Origin of the sequence: Thioclava atlantica, from assembly GCF_000737065.1 — a bacterium.
Classification (GTDB): Bacteria; Pseudomonadota; Alphaproteobacteria; order Rhodobacterales; family Rhodobacteraceae; genus Thioclava; species Thioclava atlantica.
The window spans coordinates 1-24,211 of sequence record NZ_AQRC01000017.1; the positions used below are offsets into that span (position 1 = coordinate 1).

Annotated in this window: 22 protein-coding genes and 1 tRNA gene; 9 read left to right on the forward strand and 14 right to left on the reverse strand. The window is 67.1% G+C overall.

The window, feature by feature from the left end; genetic code table 11:
- On the forward strand, positions 1–1,485 hold a 1,485-nt coding region (locus tag DW2_RS16965; RefSeq protein ID WP_038148388.1), incomplete at its 5' end, for a ComEC/Rec2 family competence protein.
- Positions 1,486–1,598: 113 nt separating this feature from the next.
- Here DW2_RS16965 and lexA read toward each other — a convergent pair.
- From lexA to DW2_RS16995, 6 genes are all read right to left on the reverse strand, one after another.
- A complete protein-coding gene (gene lexA / locus DW2_RS16970) occupies positions 1,599–2,309 on the reverse strand; it encodes a transcriptional repressor LexA (RefSeq protein ID WP_038148389.1) in 711 nt (236 codons plus the stop codon).
- A gap of 90 nt (positions 2,310–2,399) precedes the next feature.
- Positions 2,400–3,584, reverse strand: coding sequence for a molybdopterin molybdotransferase MoeA (locus DW2_RS16975; protein ID WP_038148390.1), 1,185 nt, complete (start codon positions 3,582–3,584; stop codon positions 2,400–2,402).
- A gap of 3 nt (positions 3,585–3,587) precedes the next feature.
- A complete protein-coding gene (moaC, locus tag DW2_RS16980) occupies positions 3,588–4,058 on the reverse strand; it encodes a cyclic pyranopterin monophosphate synthase MoaC (RefSeq protein ID WP_038148391.1) in 471 nt (156 codons plus the stop codon).
- The gene (gene trpC, locus DW2_RS16985; RefSeq protein WP_038148392.1) at positions 4,055–4,852 is read right to left on the reverse strand and encodes an indole-3-glycerol phosphate synthase TrpC; all 798 of its coding nucleotides are present in this window, start codon (positions 4,850–4,852) and stop codon (positions 4,055–4,057) included. The genes moaC and trpC overlap by 4 nt, the downstream gene beginning before the upstream one ends.
- Positions 4,849–5,871, reverse strand: coding sequence for an anthranilate phosphoribosyltransferase (gene trpD, locus DW2_RS16990; RefSeq protein ID WP_038148394.1), 1,023 nt, complete (start codon positions 5,869–5,871; stop codon positions 4,849–4,851). The genes trpC and trpD overlap by 4 nt, the downstream gene beginning before the upstream one ends.
- An 8-nt stretch (positions 5,872–5,879) precedes the next feature.
- Positions 5,880–6,473 (reverse strand): anthranilate synthase component II, encoded by a 594-nt coding sequence (locus DW2_RS16995; protein ID WP_038148395.1) that lies wholly within the window; start codon positions 6,471–6,473, stop codon positions 5,880–5,882.
- A gap of 185 nt (positions 6,474–6,658) precedes the next feature.
- Here DW2_RS16995 and DW2_RS17000 point away from each other — a divergent pair, with 185 nt between their 5' ends.
- Positions 6,659–8,371, forward strand: coding sequence for a divergent polysaccharide deacetylase family protein (locus DW2_RS17000; protein ID WP_038148396.1), 1,713 nt, complete (start codon positions 6,659–6,661; stop codon positions 8,369–8,371).
- A gap of 28 nt (positions 8,372–8,399) precedes the next feature.
- On the opposite strand, the gene trpE is transcribed toward DW2_RS17000, so the two are convergent.
- The 7 genes from trpE to fabI all read right to left on the reverse strand — a co-directional run bounded on the left by trpE (position 8,400) and on the right by fabI (position 15,594).
- Complete coding sequence (trpE, locus tag DW2_RS17005; RefSeq protein WP_038148397.1) at positions 8,400–9,911, reverse strand: anthranilate synthase component I; 1,512 nt, start codon at positions 9,909–9,911, stop codon at positions 8,400–8,402.
- Between the two features lie 11 nt (positions 9,912–9,922).
- Positions 9,923–11,767 carry a SurA N-terminal domain-containing protein gene (locus tag DW2_RS17010; RefSeq protein ID WP_038148398.1) on the reverse strand — a complete coding sequence of 615 codons (1,845 nt, stop codon included), beginning with the start codon at positions 11,765–11,767 and terminating at the stop codon, positions 9,923–9,925.
- A gap of 67 nt (positions 11,768–11,834) precedes the next feature.
- A complete protein-coding gene (locus DW2_RS17015) occupies positions 11,835–13,016 on the reverse strand; it encodes an aminotransferase (RefSeq protein WP_038148399.1) in 1,182 nt (393 codons plus the stop codon).
- A gap of 105 nt (positions 13,017–13,121) precedes the next feature.
- Positions 13,122–13,625, reverse strand: a complete 504-nt coding sequence (locus DW2_RS17020; RefSeq protein ID WP_051856357.1) for a DUF2127 domain-containing protein — start codon at positions 13,623–13,625, stop codon at positions 13,122–13,124.
- Positions 13,626–13,629: 4 nt separating this feature from the next.
- Positions 13,630–14,136 carry a xanthine phosphoribosyltransferase gene (gpt, locus tag DW2_RS17025; protein WP_038148400.1) on the reverse strand — a complete coding sequence of 169 codons (507 nt, stop codon included), beginning with the start codon at positions 14,134–14,136 and terminating at the stop codon, positions 13,630–13,632.
- Between the two features lie 10 nt (positions 14,137–14,146).
- Positions 14,147–14,764: a LysE family translocator gene (locus DW2_RS17030; RefSeq protein ID WP_038148401.1), complete on the reverse strand. Its 618-nt coding sequence runs from the start codon at positions 14,762–14,764 to the stop codon at positions 14,147–14,149.
- A gap of 8 nt (positions 14,765–14,772) precedes the next feature.
- Positions 14,773–15,594, reverse strand: coding sequence for an enoyl-ACP reductase FabI (gene fabI, locus DW2_RS17035; protein WP_038148402.1), 822 nt, complete (start codon positions 15,592–15,594; stop codon positions 14,773–14,775).
- A gap of 152 nt (positions 15,595–15,746) precedes the next feature.
- Between fabI and pdxH the strand changes: the two genes are divergently transcribed.
- The 7 genes from pdxH (at position 15,747) to DW2_RS17070 (ending at position 22,657) form a co-directional block, all read left to right on the forward strand.
- On the forward strand, positions 15,747–16,370 hold the full coding sequence (pdxH, locus tag DW2_RS17040; RefSeq protein ID WP_038148403.1) for a pyridoxamine 5'-phosphate oxidase: 624 nt from the start codon (positions 15,747–15,749) through the stop codon (positions 16,368–16,370).
- 136 nt (positions 16,371–16,506) lie between these two features.
- Positions 16,507–17,043 (forward strand): cold-shock protein, encoded by a 537-nt coding sequence (locus DW2_RS17045; protein ID WP_038148495.1) that lies wholly within the window; start codon positions 16,507–16,509, stop codon positions 17,041–17,043.
- Positions 17,013–17,510 carry a DUF192 domain-containing protein gene (locus tag DW2_RS17050; RefSeq protein WP_038148498.1) on the forward strand — a complete coding sequence of 166 codons (498 nt, stop codon included), beginning with the start codon at positions 17,013–17,015 and terminating at the stop codon, positions 17,508–17,510. The genes DW2_RS17045 and DW2_RS17050 overlap by 31 nt, the downstream gene beginning before the upstream one ends.
- Positions 17,511–17,550: 40 nt before the next feature.
- Positions 17,551–17,627, forward strand: a tRNA-Pro gene (locus DW2_RS17055).
- Positions 17,628–18,139: 512 nt separating this feature from the next.
- Positions 18,140–21,790 (forward strand): vitamin B12-dependent ribonucleotide reductase, encoded by a 3,651-nt coding sequence (locus DW2_RS17060; protein WP_038148404.1) that lies wholly within the window; start codon positions 18,140–18,142, stop codon positions 21,788–21,790.
- An 89-nt stretch (positions 21,791–21,879) separates the two neighbouring features.
- Positions 21,880–22,125: a hypothetical protein gene (locus DW2_RS17065; RefSeq protein ID WP_038148499.1), complete on the forward strand. Its 246-nt coding sequence runs from the start codon at positions 21,880–21,882 to the stop codon at positions 22,123–22,125.
- Between the two features lie 190 nt (positions 22,126–22,315).
- Positions 22,316–22,657, forward strand: a complete 342-nt coding sequence (locus DW2_RS17070; RefSeq protein ID WP_038148500.1) for a zinc ribbon domain-containing protein YjdM — start codon at positions 22,316–22,318, stop codon at positions 22,655–22,657.
- 42 nt (positions 22,658–22,699) lie between these two features.
- Here DW2_RS17070 and DW2_RS17075 read toward each other — a convergent pair whose 3' ends face one another.
- Positions 22,700–24,103: an oligosaccharide flippase family protein gene (locus DW2_RS17075; RefSeq protein ID WP_051856359.1), complete on the reverse strand. Its 1,404-nt coding sequence runs from the start codon at positions 24,101–24,103 to the stop codon at positions 22,700–22,702.
- Positions 24,104–24,211 lie beyond the last annotated feature (108 nt).

Below are 24,211 nucleotides of genomic sequence, written 5' to 3' on the forward strand. Positions count from 1 at the left end.
GACCGGCTCGGGGCGGTGGGCTATGTCCGCCGCCCCGTCGCGCAGCAGGCCGCGCCAGATCGCTCGGACTGGACGCTCAACGCCCACCGCGCCCGCATGCGGCTCTCCCGCGCCATCCAGTCCCGGATCGCGGGCCAGCCCGGCGCGATCGCGGCGGCGCTGCTCACCGGCGACCGCTCGGGGCTGACCGAAGCCACGCGCGAGGCGATGCGGAGTTCGAACCTCGCGCATCTGATCGCGATCTCGGGGCTGCATATGGGGCTCCTAACGGGGTTCGTCTTCGCGCTGGTGCGCTCCGCGCTTGCTGCCGCCGGTCGGCCCGCGCTGATCTGGCCCGCGAAGAAGATCGCGGCGCTCTGCGCGCTTCTCGCCGCCACCGCCTATCTCTGGCTCGCAGGGCCGGCCGTCTCGACCCAACGCGCCTGGATCATGGTTTCGGTGATGCTCGCGGCGGTTCTCGTCGATCGCCGCGCGTTGAGCTTGCGCACGGTGGCCCTCGCCGCGAGCCTGCTGCTGATCTGGCAGCCCGAGAGCCTGACCGAGCCGGGCTTCCAGATGTCCTTCGCCGCGACTACCGCGCTGATCGTGGCGCTCGGGCCCTGGACGCGGCTCTCTCGCCGCCTGTCCCCGCTTCTCCGCCCCGTGCTGATGCTTGTCGCGACCTCTCTGATAGCCGGGCTCGCCACCGCGCCCATCGTTGCCGCGCATTTCCATCGGATCTCGGAATACGGGCTCGTGGCCAATCTGCTCGCGGTGCCCGCCATGGGGCTGGTGGTGATGCCGATGGGGGTGGTCGCGGCGCTCCTCGCACCGCTCGGGCTCGCCGGCCCCGCGCTCTGGGCGATGGGGATCGGTACCGGCTGGATCCTCGCCGTGGCCGAACGGATCGCGGCGCTCGAGGGCGCGGTTCCCGGAATCGCGCAGCCCGGCCCGCTCGTGCTGCCGCTGCTTGCGCTCGGCGCCCTGGGCATGGTTCTGGCGCGCGGGGCAGGGCGGAGCCTCGGGGCGATGATGATCGGGGCGGCCGGGTTTCTCTGGGTCGACGCCGCCCGCGCGCGCCCGGCGCTTCTCATCGCCCCCGAAGCCCAGCAAGTGGGGCTGCTGACCCCGAGCGGCCGGGTCCTCTCGAAGGAGGGGGCCGGCTTCATCGCCGGTCGATGGCTCGAAGCCGATGGCGACGCCGCCCCCCTCGCGCAAGCCGCGGCCCGAGCGGGCTTTTCCGGTCCCGGCAACGCGCGCGCGGGGATATTCCGGGACGCGCCACTCACCCATCTGAGCGGGAAAGGGGCCACGGACCGCCTGCTCGAGACCTGCATTCGCGGCGGCATCGTGATCCTTGCCGCGCGCGCGCCCGCGATGGACGGGCCCTGCGAGGTCTGGGATCAGCGCCGATTGCGCAAGGCCGGTGCCGTCGCCTTTGACGCGCAGGGGCAGGTCACGACGACCGTGCAAACCAAGGGCCGCCGTCTCTGGACGAAGCCCTGACTTCCAAATGCCGGAAAATATCCCCGCCGGAGGCAGACGCGCCCGCGCCGCTCGAGCATCGCCATGAAAAAGGGCGCCCGACCGGACGCCCCGCTTTCTCGTATCCCCTCGGATCAGTAGCTGCGGATCAGCCCGACGAGCCTTCCCTGCACCTTCACCTCGTCATCGCGCAGAAGCCGTGTCTCGTAGGCGGGGTTCGCGGCTTCCAGCGCGATCATCCCGCTGCGGCGGTAGAAACGCTTGAGCGTTGCTTCATGGCCCTCGACCAGCGCGACGACGATATCGCCATTATCGGCCGTGCCCTGTTCGCGGATCACCACGATATCGCCATCGTTGATCCCGGCCTCGATCATCGAGTCGCCCTTGACCTCGAGCGCGTAATGCTCGCCCCGGCCCGACAGCATTGAGCCCGGAACGGCGACGTGATGCGACACTTCCGAGATCGCCTCGATCGGCACACCGGCCGCGATCCGGCCCATCACCGGCAGTTCGAGCGCGTGCACCACCTCGACCGGCATCGCGGCAGGCGGCGGGGCCACCTTGTCACCCGCGATCACCTGCGGGGCGAAGCCGCTCGTCTCCGCCGGTTTGCCGAGCTTCTTCTCCAGCGCCTCGGGCAGTTTCACGATCTCGATCGCGCGGGCCCGATGGGCGAGGCGACGAATGAACCCGCGCTCCTCGAGCGCGGTGATCAGCCGATGAATGCCCGATTTCGACCGCAGGTCGAGCGCATCCTTCATTTCGTCGAACGAGGGCGGAACCCCGTCCTTCGCCATCCGCTTCTGGATGAATTCCAGCAATTCCAATTGCTTGCGCGTAAGCATTCGCATCTCTCCGATCGCGGTCGCGGGCAGTCTGTTCAGCGAATGTTCTAGCCCTGTTCCACGTCGCTGTCAACGCATCCGGGACGGATCTCAGCGCAGAGGCAGGATCTCGACGATCTCGCCGGCGCGGCGCGGGCCGTCATCCTTGGGACGGATCAAGAGGCAGGCCGCGTCGCTCAGCACGCTCAGCATCGCCGAATCCTGGTTGTCGCAGGGCGTGACGCGGGGCATCGGCGTGCCCGGTTCGAGACGGGCGCGCATGTAGTGGGTGCGCGGGCCGGTCGGGCCGGTATCGCAGGCGAGTTCTGCCTCCCGGGTGCGGGTCTGCGCGGGCAGGTCCTGCAGGCGTGCGAGCATCGGGCGCAGGAAGAGCTCTGCGCAGACCGTGGCCGAGACCGGGTTGCCGGGCAGGCCGAGCATCGCGGCCCCGCCCATCCGGCCCGCCATCAGCGGTTTGCCCGGGCGCATCGCGATCTTCCAGAAGCTGCGTTCGAGACCGAGTTCCTGCGCCACCTCGCCCACGAGATCATGCGCGCCCACCGAAGCCCCGCCCGAGGTCACCACCAGATCCGCGCCCTTCGCGAGGTCGAAGACGGTGCGCAGACTGTCGCGGTCGTCGCGCGCGATCGGCAGCATGCGCGTCTCGGCGCCCGCGCTCTCGGCGATCGCGGCGACGATGAAGCTGTTGGAGCAGATGATCTGGTCGGGGCCCGGCTCTTCGCCCGGCATCACCAACTCGTCGCCGGTCGCGATGATCGCGACGACTGGGCGGCGGCGCACCGTCACCGCGGCCACATTCATCGCGGCGAGCAGCCCGAGATCGCGCGCGGTGAGCGCCCGGGTCGGGCAGAAGGTCTCGCCCTTTGCGAAATCCTGCCCCTGCGGGCGGATATTGTCATGCGTCTCGAGCGTCTCGCCAAGGGTGATCGTGTCGCCCTCGCGGGTCACATGTTCCTGCAGCACCACCACGCCGCCCGGCGCGGGCACCGGCGCGCCGGTGAAGATCCGTACCGCCTGACCGGGGGCGAGGGGGCCCGAATAGGCACGCCCGGCCGCCGCCTCGCCCTCGACGCGCAGGGTGGCTCCGGGCTTGTGATCCTCGGCCGCGATCCAGTAGCCGTCCATCGCCGAGGCCGAGAAGGGCGGCTGGGTCAGCCGCGCAACCGCGGGCTCCGCCATCACCCGGCCGAGGGCCGAACGCAGCGCGACACGCTCGGTGCCGAGCGGTTCGACCAGCGCCAGAACCTTCTCAAGGGCCTCTTCGACAGAAATCATGGATCAAGCCTCGTAACGTCCGGATTTACCGCCATCTTTCAGCACCACGCGGATGCCTTCGATGCGCATCGACTTTTCGACCGCCTTGAGCATGTCATAGACAGTCAGCGCAGCCGCCGAGACCGCGGTCAGCGCCTCCATCTCGACCCCGGTCTGGCCCGAGGTCTTCACCGTCGCCTCGATCCGCACGCCCGGAAGCGCCTCGTCGGGGGTCAGTTCCAGCGCGACCTTGGTGATCGGCAGCGGGTGGCAGAGCGGGATCAGATCGGCGGTCTTCTTCGCGGCCATGATGCCCGCGATCCGAGCGATGCCCAGCACGTCGCCCTTCTTCGCCGTGCCCTTGAGCACGTGGTCGAGCGTCTCGTGCGTCATCTCGACCCGGCCCTCGGCCACGGCGATGCGGTCGGTCACCTCCTTGTCGGAGACATCGACCATATGGGCCCGGCCCTGTTCGTCGAAATGCGAAAGGCTCATGCGACCTCCAGAAGTTTCGCGGTGGCGCCGGCCACGTCGTCCTGGCGCATCAGGCTCTCGCCGATCAGGAAGCGGCGCGCGCCGACCTCGGCCATCGCGGCCATGTCGACGCGGGTGCAGATGCCGCTTTCGCAGACCAGATCGCGGCCCGCGGCAAGGATCGTCGGCGCGAGCTGGCGGGTGACGTCGAGCGAGACCTCGAAGGTCTTGAGATTGCGGTTGTTCACCCCCAGAAGCGGCGATTTCAGCGCCGCGAGCGCGCGCTCGGTCTCGGCCATGTCATGCACTTCGACCAGAACGTCCATGCCCCATCCGAACGCCGCGTCTTCCAGCTCGGCCGCGAGCCCGTCGTCGACCGAGGCCATGATGATCAGGATGCAATCCGCGCCCCAGGCCCTCGCCTCGGCCACCTGATAGGTGTCATAGAGGAAATCCTTGCGCAGAGCGGGCAGCGAACAGGCGGCGCGCGCCGCGGTCAGGAATTCGGGCGCGCCCTGGAAGGAGGGCGTATCGGTCAGCACCGACAGGCAGGCGGCGCCGCCCTGTTCATAGGCCTTCGCCAGCGCGGGCGGATCGAAATCGGGACGGATCAGGCCCTTGGAGGGCGACGCCTTCTTGATCTCGGCGATCAGCCCGTAACCGCTTTCGGCCTTGGCGCTCAGCGCCTTGGCGAAACCGCGGGTGGGCGGTTGCAGCTTCGCTTGTGCCTCGACCTCGCTCAACGGGCGCGCCGATTTGGCCGCGGCGATCTCGTCGAGCTTGTAGGCCTTGATCTTGTCGAGGATGGTGCTCATGCGCCCACCTCCTGCGTGATCCGGGCCAGCGTTTCAAGGGCGGCCCTGGCCTTCCCGGAATCGATGCTCTCGGCGGCCATCTCGGCCCCAGCCTTCAGATCGGCGACCTTGTCGGCCACGACCAGTGCAGCCGCCGCATTCAGCAGAACCGCGTCGCGATAGGCCGAGCTCTCGCCTTCGAGCAATGCGCGCAGCGCCGCCGCGTTCTCGGCCGGCGTGCCGCCGATGATGTTCTTGAACGGATGCACCGGCAGGCCCGCATCTTCGGGATGGACCTGGATCGACTCGATCCGGCCGTTCTCCAGCGCGGCCACTTCGGTCGTGCCGGTGATGGTGATCTCGTCGGTCCCGTCCGAGCCATGCACGAGCCAGGCCTTCTCCGCGCCGAGCATCTGCAATGTCTCGGCCATCGGGAAGATCAGGTCGGGCGCGAAGGCCCCGGTCAGCTGCCGCGTCACGCCCGCGGGATTGGTCAGCGGCCCGAGGATGTTGAAGATCGTCTTGCAGCCCAGCTCGAGCCGCACCGGCATCACATGGCGCATCGCCGGGTGATGGATCTGCGCCATCATGAAGCCGATCCCCGCCTCGGCAAGCCCGCGTTCGGTGGCCTCGGGGCCGGCCATCACGTCGATGCCCAGTTCCGTCTGCACATCCGCCGTGCCCGAGCGCGACGAGGCAGCCCGGTTGCCGTGCTTGGCGACCGGCACGCCCGCGCCGGCCACGACGAAGGCTGTGGCGGTCGAGATGTTGAGCGTGTGCATCCCGTCGCCGCCGGTGCCGACGATGTCGATCGCGCCCTCGGGCGCCTTCACGGGGACGCATTTCGCGCGCATCGCGGCGGCGGCGGCGGCATATTCGGAGACCGACTCGCCGCGCGCCCGCAGCGCCATCAGCAATCCGCCGATCTGCGCGGGGCTCGCCTCGCCGTTGAACAGGATCTCGAAGGCGGTCTCGGCCTGCGCGCGGCTCAGCGGGCCCTCGCTTGCCGCGAAGATCAGCGGCTTCATCGCCTCGCTCATCGGTTGGCTCATGCGGGCACCTTCAGGCTCACGCCTGCCTCTGTGAGGAAATTCCGGAGCATCGCGTGGCCGTGTTCGGAGGCGATGGATTCGGGGTGGAACTGCACGCCCTCGATCGGCAGCTCGCGGTGGCGCAGCCCCATGATCGTGCCGTCCTTGAGTTCGGCGGTCACCTCGAGGCAGTCGGGCAGGCTCTCGCGCTCGACCACCAGCGAGTGATAGCGGGTCGCCTGAAGCGGCGAGGGCAGGCCCTTGAACACGCCTTTGCCCTCGTGATGGATCTCGCCCATCTTGCCATGCACGATCTCGGAGGCGCGCACGACGCGGCCGCCGAAGGCCTGACCGATCGTCTGATGCCCCAGACACACGCCGAAAAGCGGCAGTTTCGCCTCGGCCGCGGCCATCACCAGCGGCAGGCAGATCCCGGCCTGATCGGGGTCGCAGGGCCCGGGCGAGAGCACGATCGCCTCGGCGCCCATGCCCATCGCTTCCTGCACGTTGAGCGCGTCGTTGCGCCAGACTTTCACATCCGCGCCCAGCTCGCCGAAATAATGCACGAGGTTGTAGGTGAAGCTGTCATAATTGTCGATGAGCAGCAGCATGGCCGGGCCTTTCTTCATGTGCCCCCGAGCTATGCCCGCCGTCATCGGCCTGCAAGGGGCCGCATATTGGGGGTGAACCGGGGATCGGGTCGGGCTATAGATGCAATTAGCGATGTGCCGGGGTCAAGGGCAGATGCCCCCGGCGGGCCGTGCGAGGACGGCCTTGAAGGCGTGGAGGCAGGCAAATGTTCGGTTCTGTGATCAGAGGCGGTTTGGCGGGCATCGTGGTCGCGGTGCTGACGATCGCGGGCCTTTCGCTCGTGCTGCCGCGCCCGAAGGAGCCGGGGGAGCAGTTCGAGGAAGGGCTCGTCGCCTACGCCCCCAAGCCGCAATCCGACACGGTCATGGTCCCGGCGGGCTCGGATTTCACCCGTGCCGCGACTGATCGCGCGCCGCGGATGCCGGCACCTGCGGGCGCGCCGCTCACCGCCCCCACCGCGCCGCCGAGCGCGCCGCTGAGCCAGCCGAGCCTCGCGCCCCCGCCGCAGATCGCCGATACCCAACCCGCAGCGCGCCCCGAAGCGGCGCCCGAGACGCCCGAACCGCAGCCCAACCCCGAAGGCGAGGTGGCCGCGCTCGAGGCGCCGGTCACGCCCGAACAACCCATCCCGGTGCCGCCGCCCGGTGATGTGAACGTGCCCGCACTCGGCCCGGCGGCGGCCCCTTCGAAGGCGCCAAGCATACCCGAAGCGCCGCAGCCCCCTGCCGGGGCCCCGACATTGCCCGTCTCGCCCGAGGCAGGCCCGCTTGTCGATGCGGGGATCGGAAGGGAGGCCGCGTTGCAAACCGGGGAGGGGGCCTCCGGTCCGGTCACGCTCAGCGGGGCTGGCATGAAAGCGCACAGAGTGCCCGAGACCCAACCGGATGCGGCTTCTCCGGACCGATCCGCGGCGATGCCCGCGTTACCCGAAGCCGCGCCCCTGACGCCGGATTTTGCAGCGCCTGCGCCCGAGATGGCGCCGCCCGCCAGTGAGCCGGACATGGCCCCGGACGCGACGCCTGACCTGACACCTCAGAAACCGCGGGTTCTCACCCTCGATCCTGCGCCGAGCCTTCCGGGCAAGTCGATCGGCGGGTTCAAATCCGCCCCCGGCGTCATCGTCGACCGGCTCCCGCAGGTCGGGGCCGCGCCGCCGACCGATGCGGCACCGGGCGCGACACCTGCGGACGTCGCGCCGCCGTCAGCCCCCGACACGCGCGCGATGACCCCGCTCGAGCGGTTCGCCGCGCCTGTCGTCCCCGACCCAACCAAGGCCCGCGTCTCGATCGTGCTGATCGATCCGGGTATCGCGGCGGGCGCTCTCGACCCCGACACGATCACCTCGCTCGGCCTGCCGATGACGATCGCGATCGACCCGACGCGGCCCGGTGCGGCCGAGGACGGGCAAGCCTTCCGCGAGGCCGGTTACGAAATCGCGATCCTCGCGGCCGACCTGCCTGAAAATGCGACCCCGGCCGATGTCGAGGTCGCGCTCGAAGCGTGGCGCCACACGCTGCCCGAGGCGGTCGCGGTGGTCGAGCGGCGCAAGCCCGAGTTCCAGAACAACCGGCCGCTCGCGCGGCAGATGGTCAGTGCGCTGGCACGCGACGGGCTCGGGCTTGTGACGCAGAAAGTGGGCTTCGACAGCGCCAACCAGATCGCGGCGTCCTCGGGTCTTCCTCATACCCAGATCTGGCGGGTACTCGATGCGGGGCGCGAGAAGGCGCCTGCGATTTCGCGGATGCTCTCGCGCGCGGGCTTCGAAGCCGACCGCGAAGGGCAGGTGGCGGTGATGCTTTCGGCCTGGCCCGAGACGATTTCCGGGATCGACGACTGGTATGTCGCCGAGCAGAGCCGGTTCGCGCTCGTCCCGGTCTCGTCGCTGGTTCTGTCGAGCGTGCCCGCCGCCGGGCAGTAACGCACGGACGCCGCCGGGCGCAGGCCCCTCAGCCGTTCCCGCGGGTGGAGACGAACAGGCCTGCATCCTCGGCTGCGCGGCGCAGCGCCTTGGACTTGTTGACCGTCTCCATCCATTCGGCTTCCGGATCGCTGTCATAGACCACGCCGCCGCCCGCCTGAATGTAGAGGGTCTTGTCCTTCACGACCGCAGTGCGCAGCGCGATGCACATGTCCATCTCGCCATTGGCCGCGAAATAGCCCACGCCGCCGCCATAGATGCCGCGCTTCTCGGGCTCCAGCTCGTCGATGATCTCCATCGCCCGCACCTTCGGAGCGCCCGAGACGGTGCCCGCGGGCAGACCCGCCAGAAGTGCCGAGAGGGCGTCCTGATCGTCCGCCAGCTCGCCCACCACGTTGGAGACGATATGCATGACGTGGCTGTAGCGCTCGATGATGAATTTCTCGGTCGGATGCACGGTGCCGATCTTCGAGACGCGCCCCACATCGTTGCGCCCCAGATCCAGGAGCATCAGGTGTTCGGCCAGTTCCTTCTTGTCCGAGAGCAGATCCTCTTCGAGCGCCTTGTCCTCGGCGGGCGTCGCCCCGCGCGGACGGGTGCCCGCGATCGGGCGGATCGTCACCTCTCCCTCGCGCACGCGCACGAGGATTTCAGGGGAAGCCCCGACGATCTGGAACCCGCCGAAGTTCAGGAAGAACATGAAGGGCGAGGGGTTGGTGCGCCGCAGGCTGCGATAGAGCGCGAAGGGCGGCAGCGGGAAATCGGCCGACCAGCGTTGGGCCGGGACCACCTGGAAGATATCGCCCGCGCGGATGTAATCCTTGGCCTTCTCCACGGCGGCCTTGTAGCCCTCCTTGGTGAAGTTCGAGCGCATCTCGCCGACCTGCAGGCTCTCGCCCAGATCGCGGCTCTCGACCGGCGTGCGGTCGAGATCGCGCAGCGCGTCAGACACCCGCTCGGCGGCCTGCGCATAGGCGGCGCGCGCCGACAGACCGGAGGACTGGAAGGCGGGCGCACAGAGGATCACGTCGCCCTTCACCCCGTCGAGCACCGCCACCACCGAGGGCCGCAGCAGAACCGCGTCGGGCACGCCGATCGGGTCGGGGTTCACGTTGGGCAGCTTCTCCACGAGCCGGATCGTGTCATAACCGAGATAGCCGAAGAGACCGGCCGCGGCGGCGGGCAGCCCTTCGGGCATCTCGATACGGCTCTCGGCGATGAGCGCGCGCAGGGATTCGAACGGATGGCCGGGCAGATCCTCCCAGGCTTCGTCGAAACGGGCCTGCCGGTTGATCCGCGCGTTCTCGCCCCGGCATTCCCAGATCACGTCGGGTTTCATCCCGATGATCGAGTACCGTCCGCGCACCTCGCCGCCGGTCACCGATTCCAGCATGAAGGAGTTGGGCTGGGCCTCGGCGAGCTTCAGCATCAGCGAGACGGGCGTGTCCAGATCGGCGGCCAGACGCGCATAGACGAGCTGGTTTTCACCCTTGGCCCAGCGGGCCTCGAATTCCTCGAAGGAGGGAGAGAGCGCGACCACCTGGGGCCTCCTTACTGCATCTGCGACTGCACCGCCGTCACCGCCTGATTGTCGAGCGACAGACCGGCCTCGCTCTCGATGGCGTTGGCGTAGAAGGTGAGCAGATCGTTGGCGAGCGCCTGCGAGAGCTGGCTGCCGACCTGTCCGGAGATCAGCTTGGTGTCGCTGTCGTTCATGTCGGCGGGGATCACCTTGTCGGTCACCAGCACGTAGACCTTGCCCTTCGCGGTCACCTGCGCGGGCTTGCCCGGCTCGGTGGCGAAGACCTTGGAGACGACCTGCGGGGGCACCTCGTCGTTGAACCCGCCCCGCGCGATGCTGGGCACCGTCGTGGTCAGCAGACCGGTCTCGCCGAGCGACTTGCCGCCCTCGAGCGCCCTGACGACTTCACCCGCCCGGGCTTCCTCGGCCTTCACGAGCTGGTCCTGATGCCAGGCCGTCGCGACCTCGTCCTTGACCTTGTCGAAGGGCTTGGGGGTCGGCGGCACGACCTTGTCGAGACGCAGCGCGAAGACACCGCCATCCGAGAGGTTGTCGAGTTCGGGATAGTCGCCGACCTGCGCGGCATCGGCGGCCTTGCGGAACTCCTCGTAGCCCGCGATCCCGTCGGAACTGTCGGCGGTATAGGGGATCTGGCCGATTTCCATGTCGGTTTCCTTGGCCATGTCCTCGAGCGTCGCCCCGCCCGCCAGCATATCCTGCAGCTTCTCGGTCTCGCTGCTGATCTCGCGGCGCGCCATGTCGGTTTCCGCCTCGCCCGCGAGTTCCTCGCGCGCCTGCTCGAATGTGGTCGTCTGCGCGTCGATGATCGCGTTCATCTTGAACAGCGCAGGGCCCAGATCGGTGTCGATCGGTCCGACCACACCCGGCTCCTTGAGCGCGAAGACCGCATCGCCCGCCTTGCCGAGCTGCGCCTTGCTCACGTCGCCAAGATCCGCATCATCGAGCGAGAGGCCACGCTCCTTGGCGAGATCGGCGAAGCTCGCCTTGCCCGCATCCAGTTTGTCCTTGGCGGCTTGCGCCTCGTCCATCGACGGGTAGACGAGCCGTTCCACCAGCCGCTTTTCGGGTTGCTGGAACTCGTCGATGCGGCGCTGGTACTCGGCCTTGAGCGTCGCGTCGTCGATCTTGACCTTGTCCTTGAGCATCTCGGGCGTCAGCCACGCATAGGTGATCTCGCGCGTCTCGGGCGCGGTGAACTGGTCGATATGGTCGTTGTAATAGGCCTGAAGCTCCTCGTCGGTCGGCTTCGCGACCGGGGTCGTCAGGTCGCCCTCGGTAATCTCGGCCCAGGTGAAGGCGCGATGCTCGCCTACATATTTCGTATAGGCGTCGATCACCTCCTGCGGCGCCTTCACGCCACCCGCGATCGCACCTTGCAGGATCGAGCGGGCGAGATCGCCGCGAAGCTGGGCCTCGAACTGGGTCTCGGAATAGCCCTGCTGACGCAGCGCGAACTTGTAGGTCTCGCGGTCGAACTTGCCGGAGGCGTTCTGGAAGGCCTGGATGTCGAAGATCTGCTTTTGCAGCTGCTCGTCGCCCACCGACACGCCAAGCCTGCTCGCAGCTTCGGAAAGCGCGGCCTGGCCGATCAGGCGGCCCAGCACCTGCTGGTCGAGGCCGCTCGCGCGCATCTGCGCCATCGTGACCGGCTGGCCGATCTGCTGGCTGCGGGTCTGCATCTCCTGACGCAGGGCGCGCGCATATTCGTCGACCGAGATCTTGGTGTCGCCCACCGATCCGACCGACTTGATCTGCCCGGAGAACGAGCGCAGCCCGAAACCGCCAAGTCCGAGGATCAGCATGGCCAGCAAGATCCAGACGACGACACTCTTGCCGTGGCTGCGCAGCTTCATAGGGGGTCCTCCTCGGAGCGGTCAGGTCTTCGCGGCTGTTTAGGGCTTTGCCCGATAGGCTGCAAGGCTATGGGTGCGCGTAAGCCGCGAGCCGGTCGCGCAGCGCCGCGATCCCGGCGGTATCGACATTGGCGAAGGCGATCCGCATCTGCCGCGCGCCCGCTTCGGCATCGGTCGGCATGAACATCGTGCCCGGCAGCATCAACACCCCCGCCTCGCGCACCAGCGCGCGGGCGAATTCGGGGGCGGGGCGCGGATCGGGATGGGTGACATAGGCGAAATAGGCGCCGCAGCCGAGCAGGTCCCAGCCCTCGAGCGTCCCCACCGCCTGTTCCATCGCGGCCCGCCGCGCGAGGATCTCCGCACGCTCGCCCGCCACCCATTGCGAGAGGTGCAGCATCCCCCAGAGCGCCGCGATCTGGCCCAGTTGGCCGGGGCAGATCGCCACCGTGTCGAGGAATTTCTCGATCTCGGCGAGACGGTCCTCGCCCGCGACGATCGCGCCGACGCGGTGGCCGGTCAGGCGATAGGCTTTCGAGAAGCTGTAGAGATGGATGAAGTACCTGGCCCAGTCGGGATCGGCGAAGAGATCGTGGGGCGCGCCCGTCCGGCTGTCGAAATCGCGATAGGTCTCGTCCACGATCAGCGCGATCCGGTGATGCCGCGCAAGTTCGGCGAAGGCGCGGATCAGCTCGGCCGGGTATTCCGCCCCGCCCGGATTGTTGGGCGAGACGAGCACGATCGCGCGGGTGCGCCCGGTGATCTTCGCCGCCGCCTCCTCGGGGTCGGGCAGGAGCCCCGCGCCGGGGGCGAGCGGCACCGTGGTCACGCCCGCCATGTCGAGCCACATCTTGTGATTGAAATACCACGGCGTCGGCAGGATCACCTCGTCGCCGGGGCCCGCCAGCGTCGCGAGCGCGGCGCAGAAGGCCTGATTGCAGCCCTGGGTGATCGCGACCTGCGCCGCCCCGATCGTGCCGCCATAGGCGAGAGACCATTGACGGGCGAGTTCTGCGCGCAGCTCCGGCATGCCCAGGACCGGGCCGTAGAGATGCGCCTGCGGATCGTTCAGTGCGGCCTCCGCGATCGCCTGGCGTAGCGCCTCGGGCGGGGGATCGACGGGCGCGGCCTGGCTGACATTGATCAGCGGGCGGTCGGAGGGGAAGACGACGCCCTCGAGCCAGCGCCGCGCCTCCATCACCGGGGGGGCGAAGGTACGGGCGAAGGCGGGATTGAGCGGATGGGGCATCGGTGTCCTCGTTGCTGGCCGGGCGAGATCAGCAGAGCGGGGCGGCCTTGGCAAGGGGCAGGAGCCTCCGGCGGGGGTATTTCGATCCAGGTGAAGGGGTGATCGTCACCGATGCCACCAGGCGCGCCCGTGCCGTACCGTCCATTCGCGCCAGGTGAGCGCGATCACCACGAGATCGAGCAGCGTCAGCAGCAGCATCGAGATGTCGTGATGCAGGCTCCAGACATAGAGCTGATAGGCGACGAAACCGAACAGGAGCGCGATCGCCCCCGGATAGGCCCACAGGATGCCGCGCATCAGCAGGATCACCACGATCAGCTTCAGCGCGCCGTGGCTGGTGAAGTAGAAGCCGTAGAAGCTCTGCGTCTGAATCGAGAAATGCTGTGCCGCGTTCAGGAGCGCCGAGGCGATCGCGTCCTTTGGATCCTCGCTGAGCTCGCGCCGGGTGATCCATTGCGCGATATTGAAGACGGCATTCCCCGGCAAGCCCCAGAGCGCGAGCCCCGAGAGCGTCTCGGCCAGCGCGAACAGGCCCTTGAGGATCAGGCTCGCCTCGAAGAGCCAGTGCAGGAACCGCCCGAGCGCGGTTCCGGGAGCGCCCAGCCGCAAGGGATCAGTCCGTGCCGCGATAGGGCTGCACGTATTGCAGCGCCATGTCCCAGGGGAAGAAGATCCAGGTGTCCTGGCTGACCTCGGTCACGAAGGTATCGACCAGCGGCGCGCCCATCGGCTTGGCATAGACGGTGGCGAATTGCGCCTTGGGGAAGAGGTCGCGCACGAGCTTGAGGGTATTGCCGGTATCGACGAGATCGTCGACGATCAGCACGCCCTCGCCGCCATTTTCCATCAGATCAGCCTGGGTCGGCTTGAGGACCTGCGCGGCGCGCTGGTCCTGATGGCTGTAGCTCTTGATCGAGATCGTGTCGACGGTGCGGATATCGAGCTCGCGCGCGACGATCGCCGCGGGAACCAGCCCGCCGCGGGTGATGCCCACCACCGCGCGCCAGTTGCCGTCATCGGGCCCCTTGCCGTCGAGCCGCCAGGCGAGGGCGCGCGCGTCGCGGTGGAGCTGGTCCCAGCTGACATGGAAGCCTTTTTCGTGGGGCAAACGGTCGGACATGACGATTTCCTCAGGTCAATGCGAGTTTGAGACCGAGCAGGGCGAGGAGGCCGCCGAAGACGCGCTCGATCACGGATTTCAGGTTGAGATAGGCCCTGCGCGTCTTCTCGAGCGAGAAGATCCGCGCCACGATCACGTTCCAGCCGGCATCGTTGAACATCACGATGGCGAGGATCGCGGCATAGGCCCAGCCGGGCGCCGAGGGCGGGATGAAGGTCAGGAAGATCGTGCCGAAGAACACGGCGGGTTTCGGATTGGCGAGCTGGGTCGAGACACCGAGCCAGACGAGGCGCGGGATCGAGCGGGCGCGGGGCAGCTCGGCGATGTCCTGATCCATCGGCTCGCCCGCATGGCGCCACATCTTGAAGGCCAGCCAGAGCAGATACGCCGCGCCCGCGAATTTGAGCGTGGTCAGGAGCGCCGGGGCGATCTTGAAGACGAGCGCGAGGCCGAAGAGCGCCGCCGCAGCCCAGATCACCGCGCCGAGCCCGATCCCCACCGCGAGCCAGATCCCGCGCGAGAAGCCCTCGCGCAGGCTGGTGCGGGCCGCGAGCAACACGGCGGGCCCCGGCGACATCGCGGCCGCCAGATGCACGAAATAGATCGCCGTGAAGGCCGCGAGGCTCATCGCTTTGCTCAGTCCTTGCGGCCGGTGACCACGTCGATATCGGGCGCGTCCACCGCCTTCATGCCGACGACATGATAGCCCGCATCGACATGGAGCGTCTCGCCGGTGGTGCCGGAGCCGAGATCCGAGAGCAGGTAGAGCGCGGCCTTGCCGACCTCTTCCTGGGTCACATTGCGGCGCAGGGGCGAGTTCAGCTCGTTCCACTTCATGATGTAGCGGAAGTCGCCGATGCCGGAGGCCGCGAGCGTCTTGATCGGGCCGGCCGAGATTGCGTTGCAGCGGATGCCGTCCTTGCCCAGATCCTCGGCGATATATTTCACCGAAGCTTCCAGCGCGGCCTTGGCGACGCCCATCACGTTGTAATGCGGCATGACCTGCTCGGCGCCGTAATAGGTGAGCGTCAGGAGCGAGCCGCCCTCGGTCATCATGTCGGCGGCGCGCTTGCACACGGCGGTGAAGGAGTAGACCGAGATGTCCATCGTCATCGCGAAATTGTCGCGGGAGGTGTCGACATAGCGGCCGCGCAACTCGCTCTTGTCGGAGAAGCCGATCGCATGAACGACGAAGTCGAGCTTGCCCCATTTCTCCTTGAGCGTGTCGAACAGCGTGTCGATCGAGCCGCTATCGGCCACATCGCACTCGATCAGGATATCCGAGCCGAGTTCGCCGGCCAGCGGCCCCACGCGTTTCTTCAGGGCCTCGCCCTGATACGAGAAGGCCAGTTCCGCGCCCGCATCCGCAAGCGCCTTCGCAATTCCCCAGGCGATTGATTTGTCATTCGCGAGGCCCATGATCAGCCCGCGCTTGCCCGCCATCAGGTTGTTCGACATGTCAGGTTTTCCCCCGCTTCGCTCTGGTAAGTTCGAATGCTTTAGGCGAAAGGTGAGGACGCATCAAGGCTGCTGACCCATCGTCAGACGCGCGCCCGGCGCGCCGAAGGGCGCGGGATCGGCGGCGAGACCTGCGGGCACAGGAGGGTAGGATGAGCGACCGGAGCGGTATTTTCGCGGGCGACGACCCGTTCGCGATCGCGCAGGCCTGGCTGAGCGAGGCCGAGGGCAGCGAGATCAACGATCCCAACGCGATCGCATTGTCGACCGTCGACGCGACGGGCCTGCCCAATGCGCGCATGGTTTTGCTCAAGGAAATCGAGGAAATGGTGGCGCCCTCGGGCGGGGCCTTCGTCTTCTATACCAATTACGGGTCGGTAAAGGCGTGCGAAATCGAGGCGTCGGGCAAGGCCGCCTTCGTGATGCACTGGAAGTCGCTGCGGCGCCAGATTCGGGTGCGCGGCCTCGTCGAACGCGAAGAGGGGCCGCAGGCGGATGCCTACTATGCCTCCCGTTCGCTCAAATCGCGGCTCGGCGCCTGGGCCTCGCGGCAAAGTGAGCCGTTGTCATCGCGCGCGAGCCTGATGGGGGAGGTCGCCAAGCTCACCGCGCAGCTCGGACCCAATCCTAAGCGGCCTCCCTTCTGGGGAGGGTTCAGAATCAAGCCCTTGGAGATCGAATTCTGGGCCGACGGCGCCTTCCGCCTGCATGACCGCTTCCGCTGGCGGCGGCAAAGCGTTGCCGATCCTTGGGAAATTTCGCGCCTCAACCCCTGAGCCCGGCCTCGCGCCCTCGGCCTAGGGTCTTGAAACGCGAGGTTTTCTCTTGAACAGTCCCCGCAGCGGCGCAAGTTCTCGACAGAGCGCCGCGGAGTAGATCCGGGAACACCCGAAGATGCAGACGGGATGGAAAATGCCAGGCGAGGCGGCGAGCGCGCCGCATGAGGTCGCGGGAACCGTGAAATGGTTCGACGCGGTCAAGGGGTTTGGCTTCATCCTCGACGATGCGGGCGGTCCCGACATTCTCCTTCATGCCAATGTGCTGCGCAATTTCGGGCAGGGCTCGGTCGCGGATCAGGCGCAGATCCGGGTGACCGTGCAGATGACGCCGCGCGGGGCGCAGGCGGTCGAGGTGCTCGAGATCCAGCCGCCCGAGGGCGAGAGCCTCGTCCCGATCGAGGATCTCGGGGAGAACGCCTCCGCCGAGATCGCGGCCCTGCCGCTCGAACCGGCGCGGGTGAAGTGGTTCGAGAAGGCCAAGGGGTTCGGCTTCGCCAATGTCTTCGAGCGGGCCGAGGATGTCTTCATTCACATGGAGGTGCTGCGGCGTTCGGGCTTTGCCGATCTCGCGCCAGGCGAGGCGGTCTGCCTTCGCGTGGTCGACGGCAAGCGCGGGCGCATGGCGGCGCAGGTTCTCGCATGGGATGCCGGTCTGAAATCGGGGCGCTGAGCGCCTGTCTCCTTCTGGCCTTCGCCGTGCCCGGCCCGGTCCGGGCGGGGGAGGGGGCGCAATGCAGCGAGGATGTCGCCATCCTGCGGACGGATGGCAAGCTCGCGCAGTTCCGGGTGGAGATCGCCGATGACCCGGATGAGCGCGCCCAGGGACTGATGGGGCGCGAATCGATGCCGACCGGGGCGGGGATGCTGTTCGTCTATCCGACGCCGCGCGAAGTCGCCTTCTGGATGCATGACACACCGCTGCCGCTCGACATGCTCTTCATCGACGAGGCCGGGCGGGTCGTGAAGGTCGCGGCGCAAACCCGGCCCAATGACGACACCCCGATTCCCTCCGACATGCCGGTGCGCTTCGTGCTCGAGATCAATGCGGGCCTCGCCGCGCGGCTCGGCCTCGGCCCGGGCGCGCAACTCGCCCATCCCGCGATCGACCCGGCGCGGGCGGTCTTTCCCTGCAAATGACCCTTTTCTTGACGGGGATCGCTCGCTAAGGAGAGGGCGTCGGGGCGTAGCGCAGCCTGGTAGCGCGTCTGTTTTGGGTACAGAAGGTCGTGAGTTCGAATCTCGCCGCCCCGACCATCTTCGCATCGCTCTGAAATGATCCCCAACATGTTGTGGTTCGCCGCGAGACCGGGTCCGCCGGCACGGTTGTGCATCATGCCCAAAAATTGAGCGCCTCGTTCCCAGGCTATCCACAAAATATTGCGGTTTGTGGATCGAATGGCACGGATTTCCCCTGCAGGGGCCCTAAGCCCAAAGAAAAACGTCATTTTTTCATGCCGCGTCGCGGCACCCGCCCATTAACCAAATGTGGATGAATCGGGCAGGCCTTCTGACTCCGGCCCGGTCAACCGGAAAATGCATTTCGACAGGGTGAAAGTTTCGTTGACGCGTTGTCGAAGCTACGGCAGGTTGTGTTCTACCAGCGGCAAACCCACCACATGTAGTGGGAGCGGCGGGGCAAGGAACAGCAACGGTTTTGACGGGGGCAAATACCCCCGTTTTCCCTCGCAGCGCCGGTTGCGGGCTGTCGGTTCGTCTTTGCCCGTCGAAAGGTCGCGATTGATTGGACATTGAACGGGGACTGGGCAATGAAGATCGAACGCAAGTTCACCACGGAAGACACCGGCGCCTACGGAGCGCTCGCTTTCACCACGACGGCCTCGGAGATTCGCAATCCCGACGGCAAGGTGGTGTTCCGCAACGAGTCGGTCGAGGTCCCCGAAGGCTGGAGCCAGGTCGCTTCCGACGTGCTCGCCCAGAAATATTTCCGCAAGGCCGGTGTCCCCGCCGCGCTCAAGAAGGTGCGCGAAAAGGGCGTGCCGGAATTCCTGTGGCGCTCGGTGCCCGATGAAGACGCGCTTGCCCAGCTCCCCGAAGAGGCGCGTTTCACCGGCGAGAGCTCGGCCAAGCAAGTCTTCGACCGTCTCGCAGGCGCCTGGTGCTACTGGGGTTGGAAGGGGGGCTACTTCTCGACCGAGGCCGACGCCCAGGCCTATTACGACGAGATGCGCTACATGCTCGCCGAGCAGATGGCCGCGCCGAACTCGCCGCAATGGTTCAACACCGGCCTGCACTGGGCCTATGGCATCGACGGCCCCGGTCAGGGGCACTTCTATGTCGATCACAAGACCGGAAAGCTGACCAAGTCGAGCTCGGCCTATGAGCATCCGCAGCCCCATGCCTGCTTCATCCAGTCGGTTTCGGACGATCTGGTGAACGAGGGCGGGATCATGGATCTCTGGGTCCGCGAGGCGCGTCTGTTCAAATACGGATCGGGCACCGGCACCAACTTCTCGAGCCTGCGCGCCGAGGGGGAATCGCTCTCGGGCGGCGGCAGATCCTCGGGCCTGATGGGGTTCCTGAAGATCGGCGACCGCGCGGCAGGTGCGATCAAGTCGGGCGGCACCACGCGCCGCGCGGCGAAGATGGTGATCTGCGACATGGACCACCCCGATGTCGAGCAATTCGTGAACTGGAAGGTGATCGAGGAGCAGAAGGTGGCCTCGCTGGTCGCGGGCTCGAAGCTGCACGAGCGCGAACTCAACAAGATCTTCGAGGCGATCCGTGTTTTCGACGGTTCGGACGAGGGCTCGGTCGATCCGGTGAAGAACCCGGCGCTGAAAGAGGCGATCAAATCCGCCAAGCGCGTGATGATCCCCGAGACCTATATCAACCGCGTGCTGCAATATGCGCGGCAGGGCTATGGCTCCATCGAATTCCCGACCTATGACACGGATTGGGACAGCGAAGCCTACGTTTCGGTCTCCGGCCAGAATTCGAACAACTCGGTGCGTGTCACCAATGCCTTCCTGAAGGCGGTGAAGGACGATGCCGATTGGGAACTGATCCGCCGCACCGACGGCAAGGTCGCGAAAACCGTGAAGGCGCGCGATCTGTGGGAGCAGGTCGGCCACGCGGCCTGGGCCTGTGCCGATCCGGGCATCCAGTTCCACGACACCGTGAACGAGTGGCACACTTGCCCCGAGGACGGCCCGATCCGCGGCTCGAATCCGTGCTCGGAATACATGTTCCTCGACGACACGGCGTGCAACCTCGCCTCGATGAACCTGCTGACCTTCTACAAGGACGCCAAGTTCGACGCGGAGGCCTATATCCACGCGACCCGTCTCTGGACGGTGACGCTGGAAATCTCGGTGCTGATGGCGCAGTTCCCCTCGAAGGAGATCGCGCAGCGCTCTTACGACTTCCGGACGCTGGGTCTCGGCTATGCCAATATCGGCGGGCTGCTGATGAACATGGGCCTCGGCTATGACAGCGACGAGGGCCGGGCGCTGTGCGGCGCGCTCACCGCGATCCTGACCGGCGTGTCCTACGCGACCTCTGCCGAGATGGCGGGCGAGCTCGGGCCGTTCCCGGGCTACGAGAAGAACGCCAAGCACATGCTGCGCGTCATCCGCAACCACCGCACCGCCGCGAACGGCAAGAGCACGGGCTATGAGGCGCTCGAGGTGAAACCGGTCGCGCTCGACCACAAGAACTGCCCCGATCAAGATCTGGTCCAGCTCGCGGTGCAGGCCTGGGACGAGGCGCTGAGCCTGGGCGAGAAGCATGGATACCGCAACGCGCAGGTCTCGGTGATCGCGCCCACCGGCACGATCGGACTGGTGATGGATTGCGACACCACCGGCATCGAGCCCGATTTCGCGCTGGTGAAGTTCAAGAAGCTCGCGGGGGGCGGTTATTTCAAGATCATCAACCGCTCGGTGCCCGCGGCGCTCGAGACGCTCGGCTACGGCCCGGCGGAGATCGAGGAGATCATCGCCTATGCCGTGGGCCACGCCTCGCTTGGCAACTGCCCCGACATCAACACCACCGCACTGATCGGCCACGGCTTCGGCCCGCGCGAGATCGAGAAGATCGAGGCGGCGCTGCCCACGGCCTTCGATATCCGCTTCGTGTTCAACCAGTGGACGCTGGGCGAGGAGTTCTGCACCCAGACTCTCGGCATCCCGGCTGCGAAGCTCAACGATCCGACCTTCGACATGCTGCGCCATCTCGGCTTCACCAAGAAGCAGATCGAGGCCGCGAACGATCATGTCTGCGGGACAATGACGCTCGAGGGCGCGCCGCATCTGAAGGACGAGCATCTGATCGTGTTCGACTGCGCCAACCCCTGCGGCAAGAAGGGCAAGCGCTACCTCTCGGTCGACAGCCACATCTACATGATGGCGGCGGCGCAAAGCTTCATCTCGGGCGCGATCTCGAAGACGATCAACATGGCCAACCATGCCTCGATCGAGGACGTGAAGGCGGCTTACGAGTTGAGCTGGTCTCTCGGGATCAAGGCCAATGCGCTCTACCGCGACGGCTCGAAGCTGAGCCAGCCGCTCGCCGCGGCGCTCGTCGAGGATGACGAGGAGGCCGAGGAAATCCTCGCCACCGGTTCGGCGCAGGAAAAGGCGGCCGTTCTGGCCGAGAAGATCGTCGAGAAGGTGGTGGTCAAGGAGCTGGTGCGCAGCCACCGCGAGAAGCTTCCCGATCGCCGCAAGGGCTACACCCAGAAGGCGGTCGTGGGCGGCCACAAGGTCTATCTGCGCACGGGCGAATACGAGGACGGCAATCTCGGCGAGATCTTCATCGACATGCACAAGGAAGGTGCGGGCTTCCGGGCGATGATGAACAACTTCGCGATCGCCGTCTCGGTCGGCCTGCAATACGGGGTGCCGCTCGAGGAATTCGTGGACGCCTTCACCTTCACCAAGTTCGAACCCGCCGGCATGGTCCAGGGCAACGACTCGATCAAGAACGCGACCTCGATCCTCGATTACGTGTTCCGCGAACTCGCCGTGTCCTATCTCGACCGCACGGATCTCGCGCATATCAAGCCGCAGGGCACGACCTTCGACGATCTGGGCGGCGGCGTGGCCGAGGGCAAGCGCGAGGGCAATGTCGAGCCGGTCTCGGAGACCGCGTCGAAATCGCTCGAAGTGCTGCGCCAGATCTCCTCGACCGGCTATCTGCGCAAGCGGATGCCGCAGGAGCTGATGGTGCTGCAGGGCGGCGCGGGCATCGAGACCCTGCGCGCACAAAGCCTGCAGGCGAGCGTGACCACCACCACCGCGGTCGCGACCGGATCGGTGCAGATGGATGCGCGCACCAAGGCGAAGATGCAGGGCTACGAGGGCGAGGCCTGCGGTGAATGCGGCAACTACACGCTCGTGCGCAACGGCACCTGCATGAAGTGCAATACCTGCGGGGCGACCAGCGGTTGTTCCTGAGGGACAGGGGCTCCGGGTTCGCCCGGGGCCCCGACGACGAATGCGGGGGCGTGTGCGCCTCGGCGCGCAAGAACGGAACGGAGAAACGCGTGGAACTGATCGTCGGAAACAAGCGGGTGACGCCGAAATCGCTGCGCCGGATCCCCGGCGGGGTCGAGGCGGAGCTTGCGGGCGAGGGGCTCACCTCGGTGCTCGATGCGACCTTCGGCGGCACCTCGATCGCGCTCTCGGGCGGCGATCTCGACCATCACGCGCTCGACGTGACCGATATCCGCATGGCCGGCGCCACGACCACCGTGACGCTCCTCGCGACCCGCGAGATGGCTTTGCATTGAGATCCGGGGCGGGTGCGCTCGCCCCAGACGCTGAGAAGGCCCAGGCAAAACGACGATAAGCTCGGGCGGTCAACGAATGAGCCTGATCGGCGAAACTGGCCCCCTCCCACCCCACGGGAGGGGGCCGCTTTATGCCGCAGGGTGACGAATTTTCTGGCGATCGCTCGCCCGTGGGCCTATGGGCCTGTTCATGACCGAGACCCCGCCTCCGTGCCCCGAATGCAAATCCCTCTATACCTATCAGGTGGACGCGCTGCTGATCTGCCCCGAATGCGGCCATGAATGGTCCGCCGAGGCACCGCCGGAGTCCGGGACGCAGGTGCGCGACAGCGTGGGCAATCTCCTCGCCGATGGCGATACGGTCACGGTGATCAAGGATCTCAAGGTGAAGGGATCGTCCTCGGTGGTGAAGGTCGGCACCAAGGTGCGCGGCATCCGGCTTGTCGATGGCGATCACGATATCGACTGCAAGATCCCCGGGATCGGGCAGATGGGGCTGAAGTCCCAATTCGTGAAGAAAGTCTCCGACTAGGGGCGCGCGGCTTTCGTCCGCGGCCACCGCGCGCCGGTTCTCTCAGAGTTCGCCGGGGAGGCGCTCCGCGAAATAGCCCCGCAATCCCTTCATCGAGAGCGCCTGCAACGCGATCAGGACCAGCACGAGGGGGAGCGCGAGAACGAGCCCCCGGCCGCCGGACGGCGCGAGCCATGTGACCAGCGGGATTGCCAGCAGCGTGATCGCGGTGGCAAGTGCCGCGCCCTGGATCGGGGGCAGGGGGGCGACGCGGCGCAAACGCCACAGGCCGAGCGCGAAGCCCGCGAGTTCCGCCGCGGCCCCGAGCCAGATCACTGCGGCAAACGATCCGGTCTCGCGCAGCACCCAGTAACTCAGCGGCAGCACCGCCACGCGCGGCAGGTTCCCCCACAATCCGTTGCTGCTGTCGCCTGCCGATAACGCGGCCACGGCGGGGCCGGATTTGAACACCCGCAGCGCATGGAGCACCGCGAACGGGATCAGGAGCGGGATGAGCGGCGCGTATTTCGCCCCGAGCAGCCAATGCACCACCGGGGCGCCCAGCAGAAAGGTGCCCAGCACGAGCGCCGCTCCGGTCAGCAGCGCGGCCTCGAAGGTTGCGGCCGACAGGCGCCCATACGCGACTGCGTCGCCCGCGGCATGGGCGGTCGAGATACGCGGCAGGAACAGGTTCTGGATCGTCTTCGCGCCGATCAGCGTGGGCGTGAGTGTCAGCGTCACGCCCATCGCGTAGACCGCGAGCGCCTCCATCCCCGAGACGCGCCCGACGATGATCTTGTCGCCCTGAAAGACAAGATACATCAGCCCCGCATTGACCAGCATCGGCATCCCGAAGCGCAGGCTCTCGCGGATTACCATGCGCTCGAGGCTCAGACGGTAGGGGCGTTCGGCCATGACATGCGACGTGACGAGCCCGAGCCCCGCGTAAAGCAGCATCGCCCAGAGCGCGACCCGCCAGTCACCGAAGAGATGCGCGAGCGGCCAGAGCGAGATCAGCGCCCCGAGTGCGGGCAGGTTGCCGGTCAGCAGGATCGGCAGGTAGCGCCCGCCCCGCTGTGCGCGGTGAATATCGAAATGCTGAAGCGCGTTGATGAGCGGGATCAGCGCGAGCCAGCGATAGGCCGAGACGGCCTCGCTCACGTCGAGGAAGGCGGCGATCGGCCCGGCCAGCGCGAAGAGCACCGCCGCCGCGATCGCGCCGCGCAGCACCTGGAACCCCTGTAGCGCAGCCTGAAACCGGGGCTCGTCGCCCTTGGGCGATTGGACGATCTGCTGGTGCAGCTCGAGCGTCGAGGCCATCTCGATCATCGCCATGACCATCGCGAAGGTCGCCGCGATCCCGTAATCGGGCACCGGGATCAGCCGCGCCACCATCAGGTTGCGCGCCAGCAGCAGCGCGGAGGTCGCGGCATTTCCCGAAAGGATCAGAAGGGCGGTGCGCAGCATGCTCGGTCCGGCTGGGCGGGCCTTTCGCGGCCGCGCGGTTCGAGGCGCATCATCCGGTCGCGCGGGTGGAGAGGTCAAGAAGGCTGTGGCGCTCGCGCCATCGCTGTG

What these genes read in the sequence shown, in the direction of transcription:
- lexA (WP_038148389.1), bottom strand. Translation starts at nt 2,309, where the DNA reads ATGCTTACGCGCAAGCAATTGGAATTGCTGGAATTCATCCAGAAGCGG.
- DW2_RS16975 (WP_038148390.1), bottom strand. Translation starts at nt 3,584, where the DNA reads ATGATTTCTGTCGAAGAGGCCCTTGAGAAGGTTCTGGCGCTGGTCGAA.
- moaC (WP_038148391.1), bottom strand. Translation starts at nt 4,058, where the DNA reads ATGAGCCTTTCGCATTTCGACGAACAGGGCCGGGCCCATATGGTCGAT.
- trpC (WP_038148392.1), bottom strand. Translation starts at nt 4,852, where the DNA reads ATGAGCACCATCCTCGACAAGATCAAGGCCTACAAGCTCGACGAGATC.
- trpD (WP_038148394.1), bottom strand. Translation starts at nt 5,871, where the DNA reads ATGAGCGAGGCGATGAAGCCGCTGATCTTCGCGGCAAGCGAGGGCCCG.
- DW2_RS16995 (WP_038148395.1), bottom strand. Translation starts at nt 6,473, where the DNA reads ATGCTGCTGCTCATCGACAATTATGACAGCTTCACCTACAACCTCGTG.
- DW2_RS17000 (WP_038148396.1), top strand. Translation starts at nt 6,659, where the DNA reads ATGTTCGGTTCTGTGATCAGAGGCGGTTTGGCGGGCATCGTGGTCGCG.
- DW2_RS17010 (WP_038148398.1), bottom strand. Translation starts at nt 11,767, where the DNA reads ATGAAGCTGCGCAGCCACGGCAAGAGTGTCGTCGTCTGGATCTTGCTG.
- DW2_RS17015 (WP_038148399.1), bottom strand. Translation starts at nt 13,016, where the DNA reads ATGCCCCATCCGCTCAATCCCGCCTTCGCCCGTACCTTCGCCCCCCCG.
- gpt (WP_038148400.1), bottom strand. Translation starts at nt 14,136, where the DNA reads ATGTCCGACCGTTTGCCCCACGAAAAAGGCTTCCATGTCAGCTGGGAC.
- DW2_RS17030 (WP_038148401.1), bottom strand. Translation starts at nt 14,764, where the DNA reads ATGAGCCTCGCGGCCTTCACGGCGATCTATTTCGTGCATCTGGCGGCC.
- fabI (WP_038148402.1), bottom strand. Translation starts at nt 15,594, where the DNA reads ATGTCGAACAACCTGATGGCGGGCAAGCGCGGGCTGATCATGGGCCTC.
- pdxH (WP_038148403.1), top strand. Translation starts at nt 15,747, where the DNA reads ATGAGCGACCGGAGCGGTATTTTCGCGGGCGACGACCCGTTCGCGATC.
- DW2_RS17045 (WP_038148495.1), top strand. Translation starts at nt 16,507, where the DNA reads ATGCCAGGCGAGGCGGCGAGCGCGCCGCATGAGGTCGCGGGAACCGTG.
- DW2_RS17050 (WP_038148498.1), top strand. Translation starts at nt 17,013, where the DNA reads ATGGGATGCCGGTCTGAAATCGGGGCGCTGAGCGCCTGTCTCCTTCTG.
- DW2_RS17060 (WP_038148404.1), top strand. Translation starts at nt 18,140, where the DNA reads ATGAAGATCGAACGCAAGTTCACCACGGAAGACACCGGCGCCTACGGA.
- DW2_RS17070 (WP_038148500.1), top strand. Translation starts at nt 22,316, where the DNA reads ATGACCGAGACCCCGCCTCCGTGCCCCGAATGCAAATCCCTCTATACC.
- DW2_RS17075 (WP_051856359.1), bottom strand. Translation starts at nt 24,103, where the DNA reads ATGCTGCGCACCGCCCTTCTGATCCTTTCGGGAAATGCCGCGACCTCC.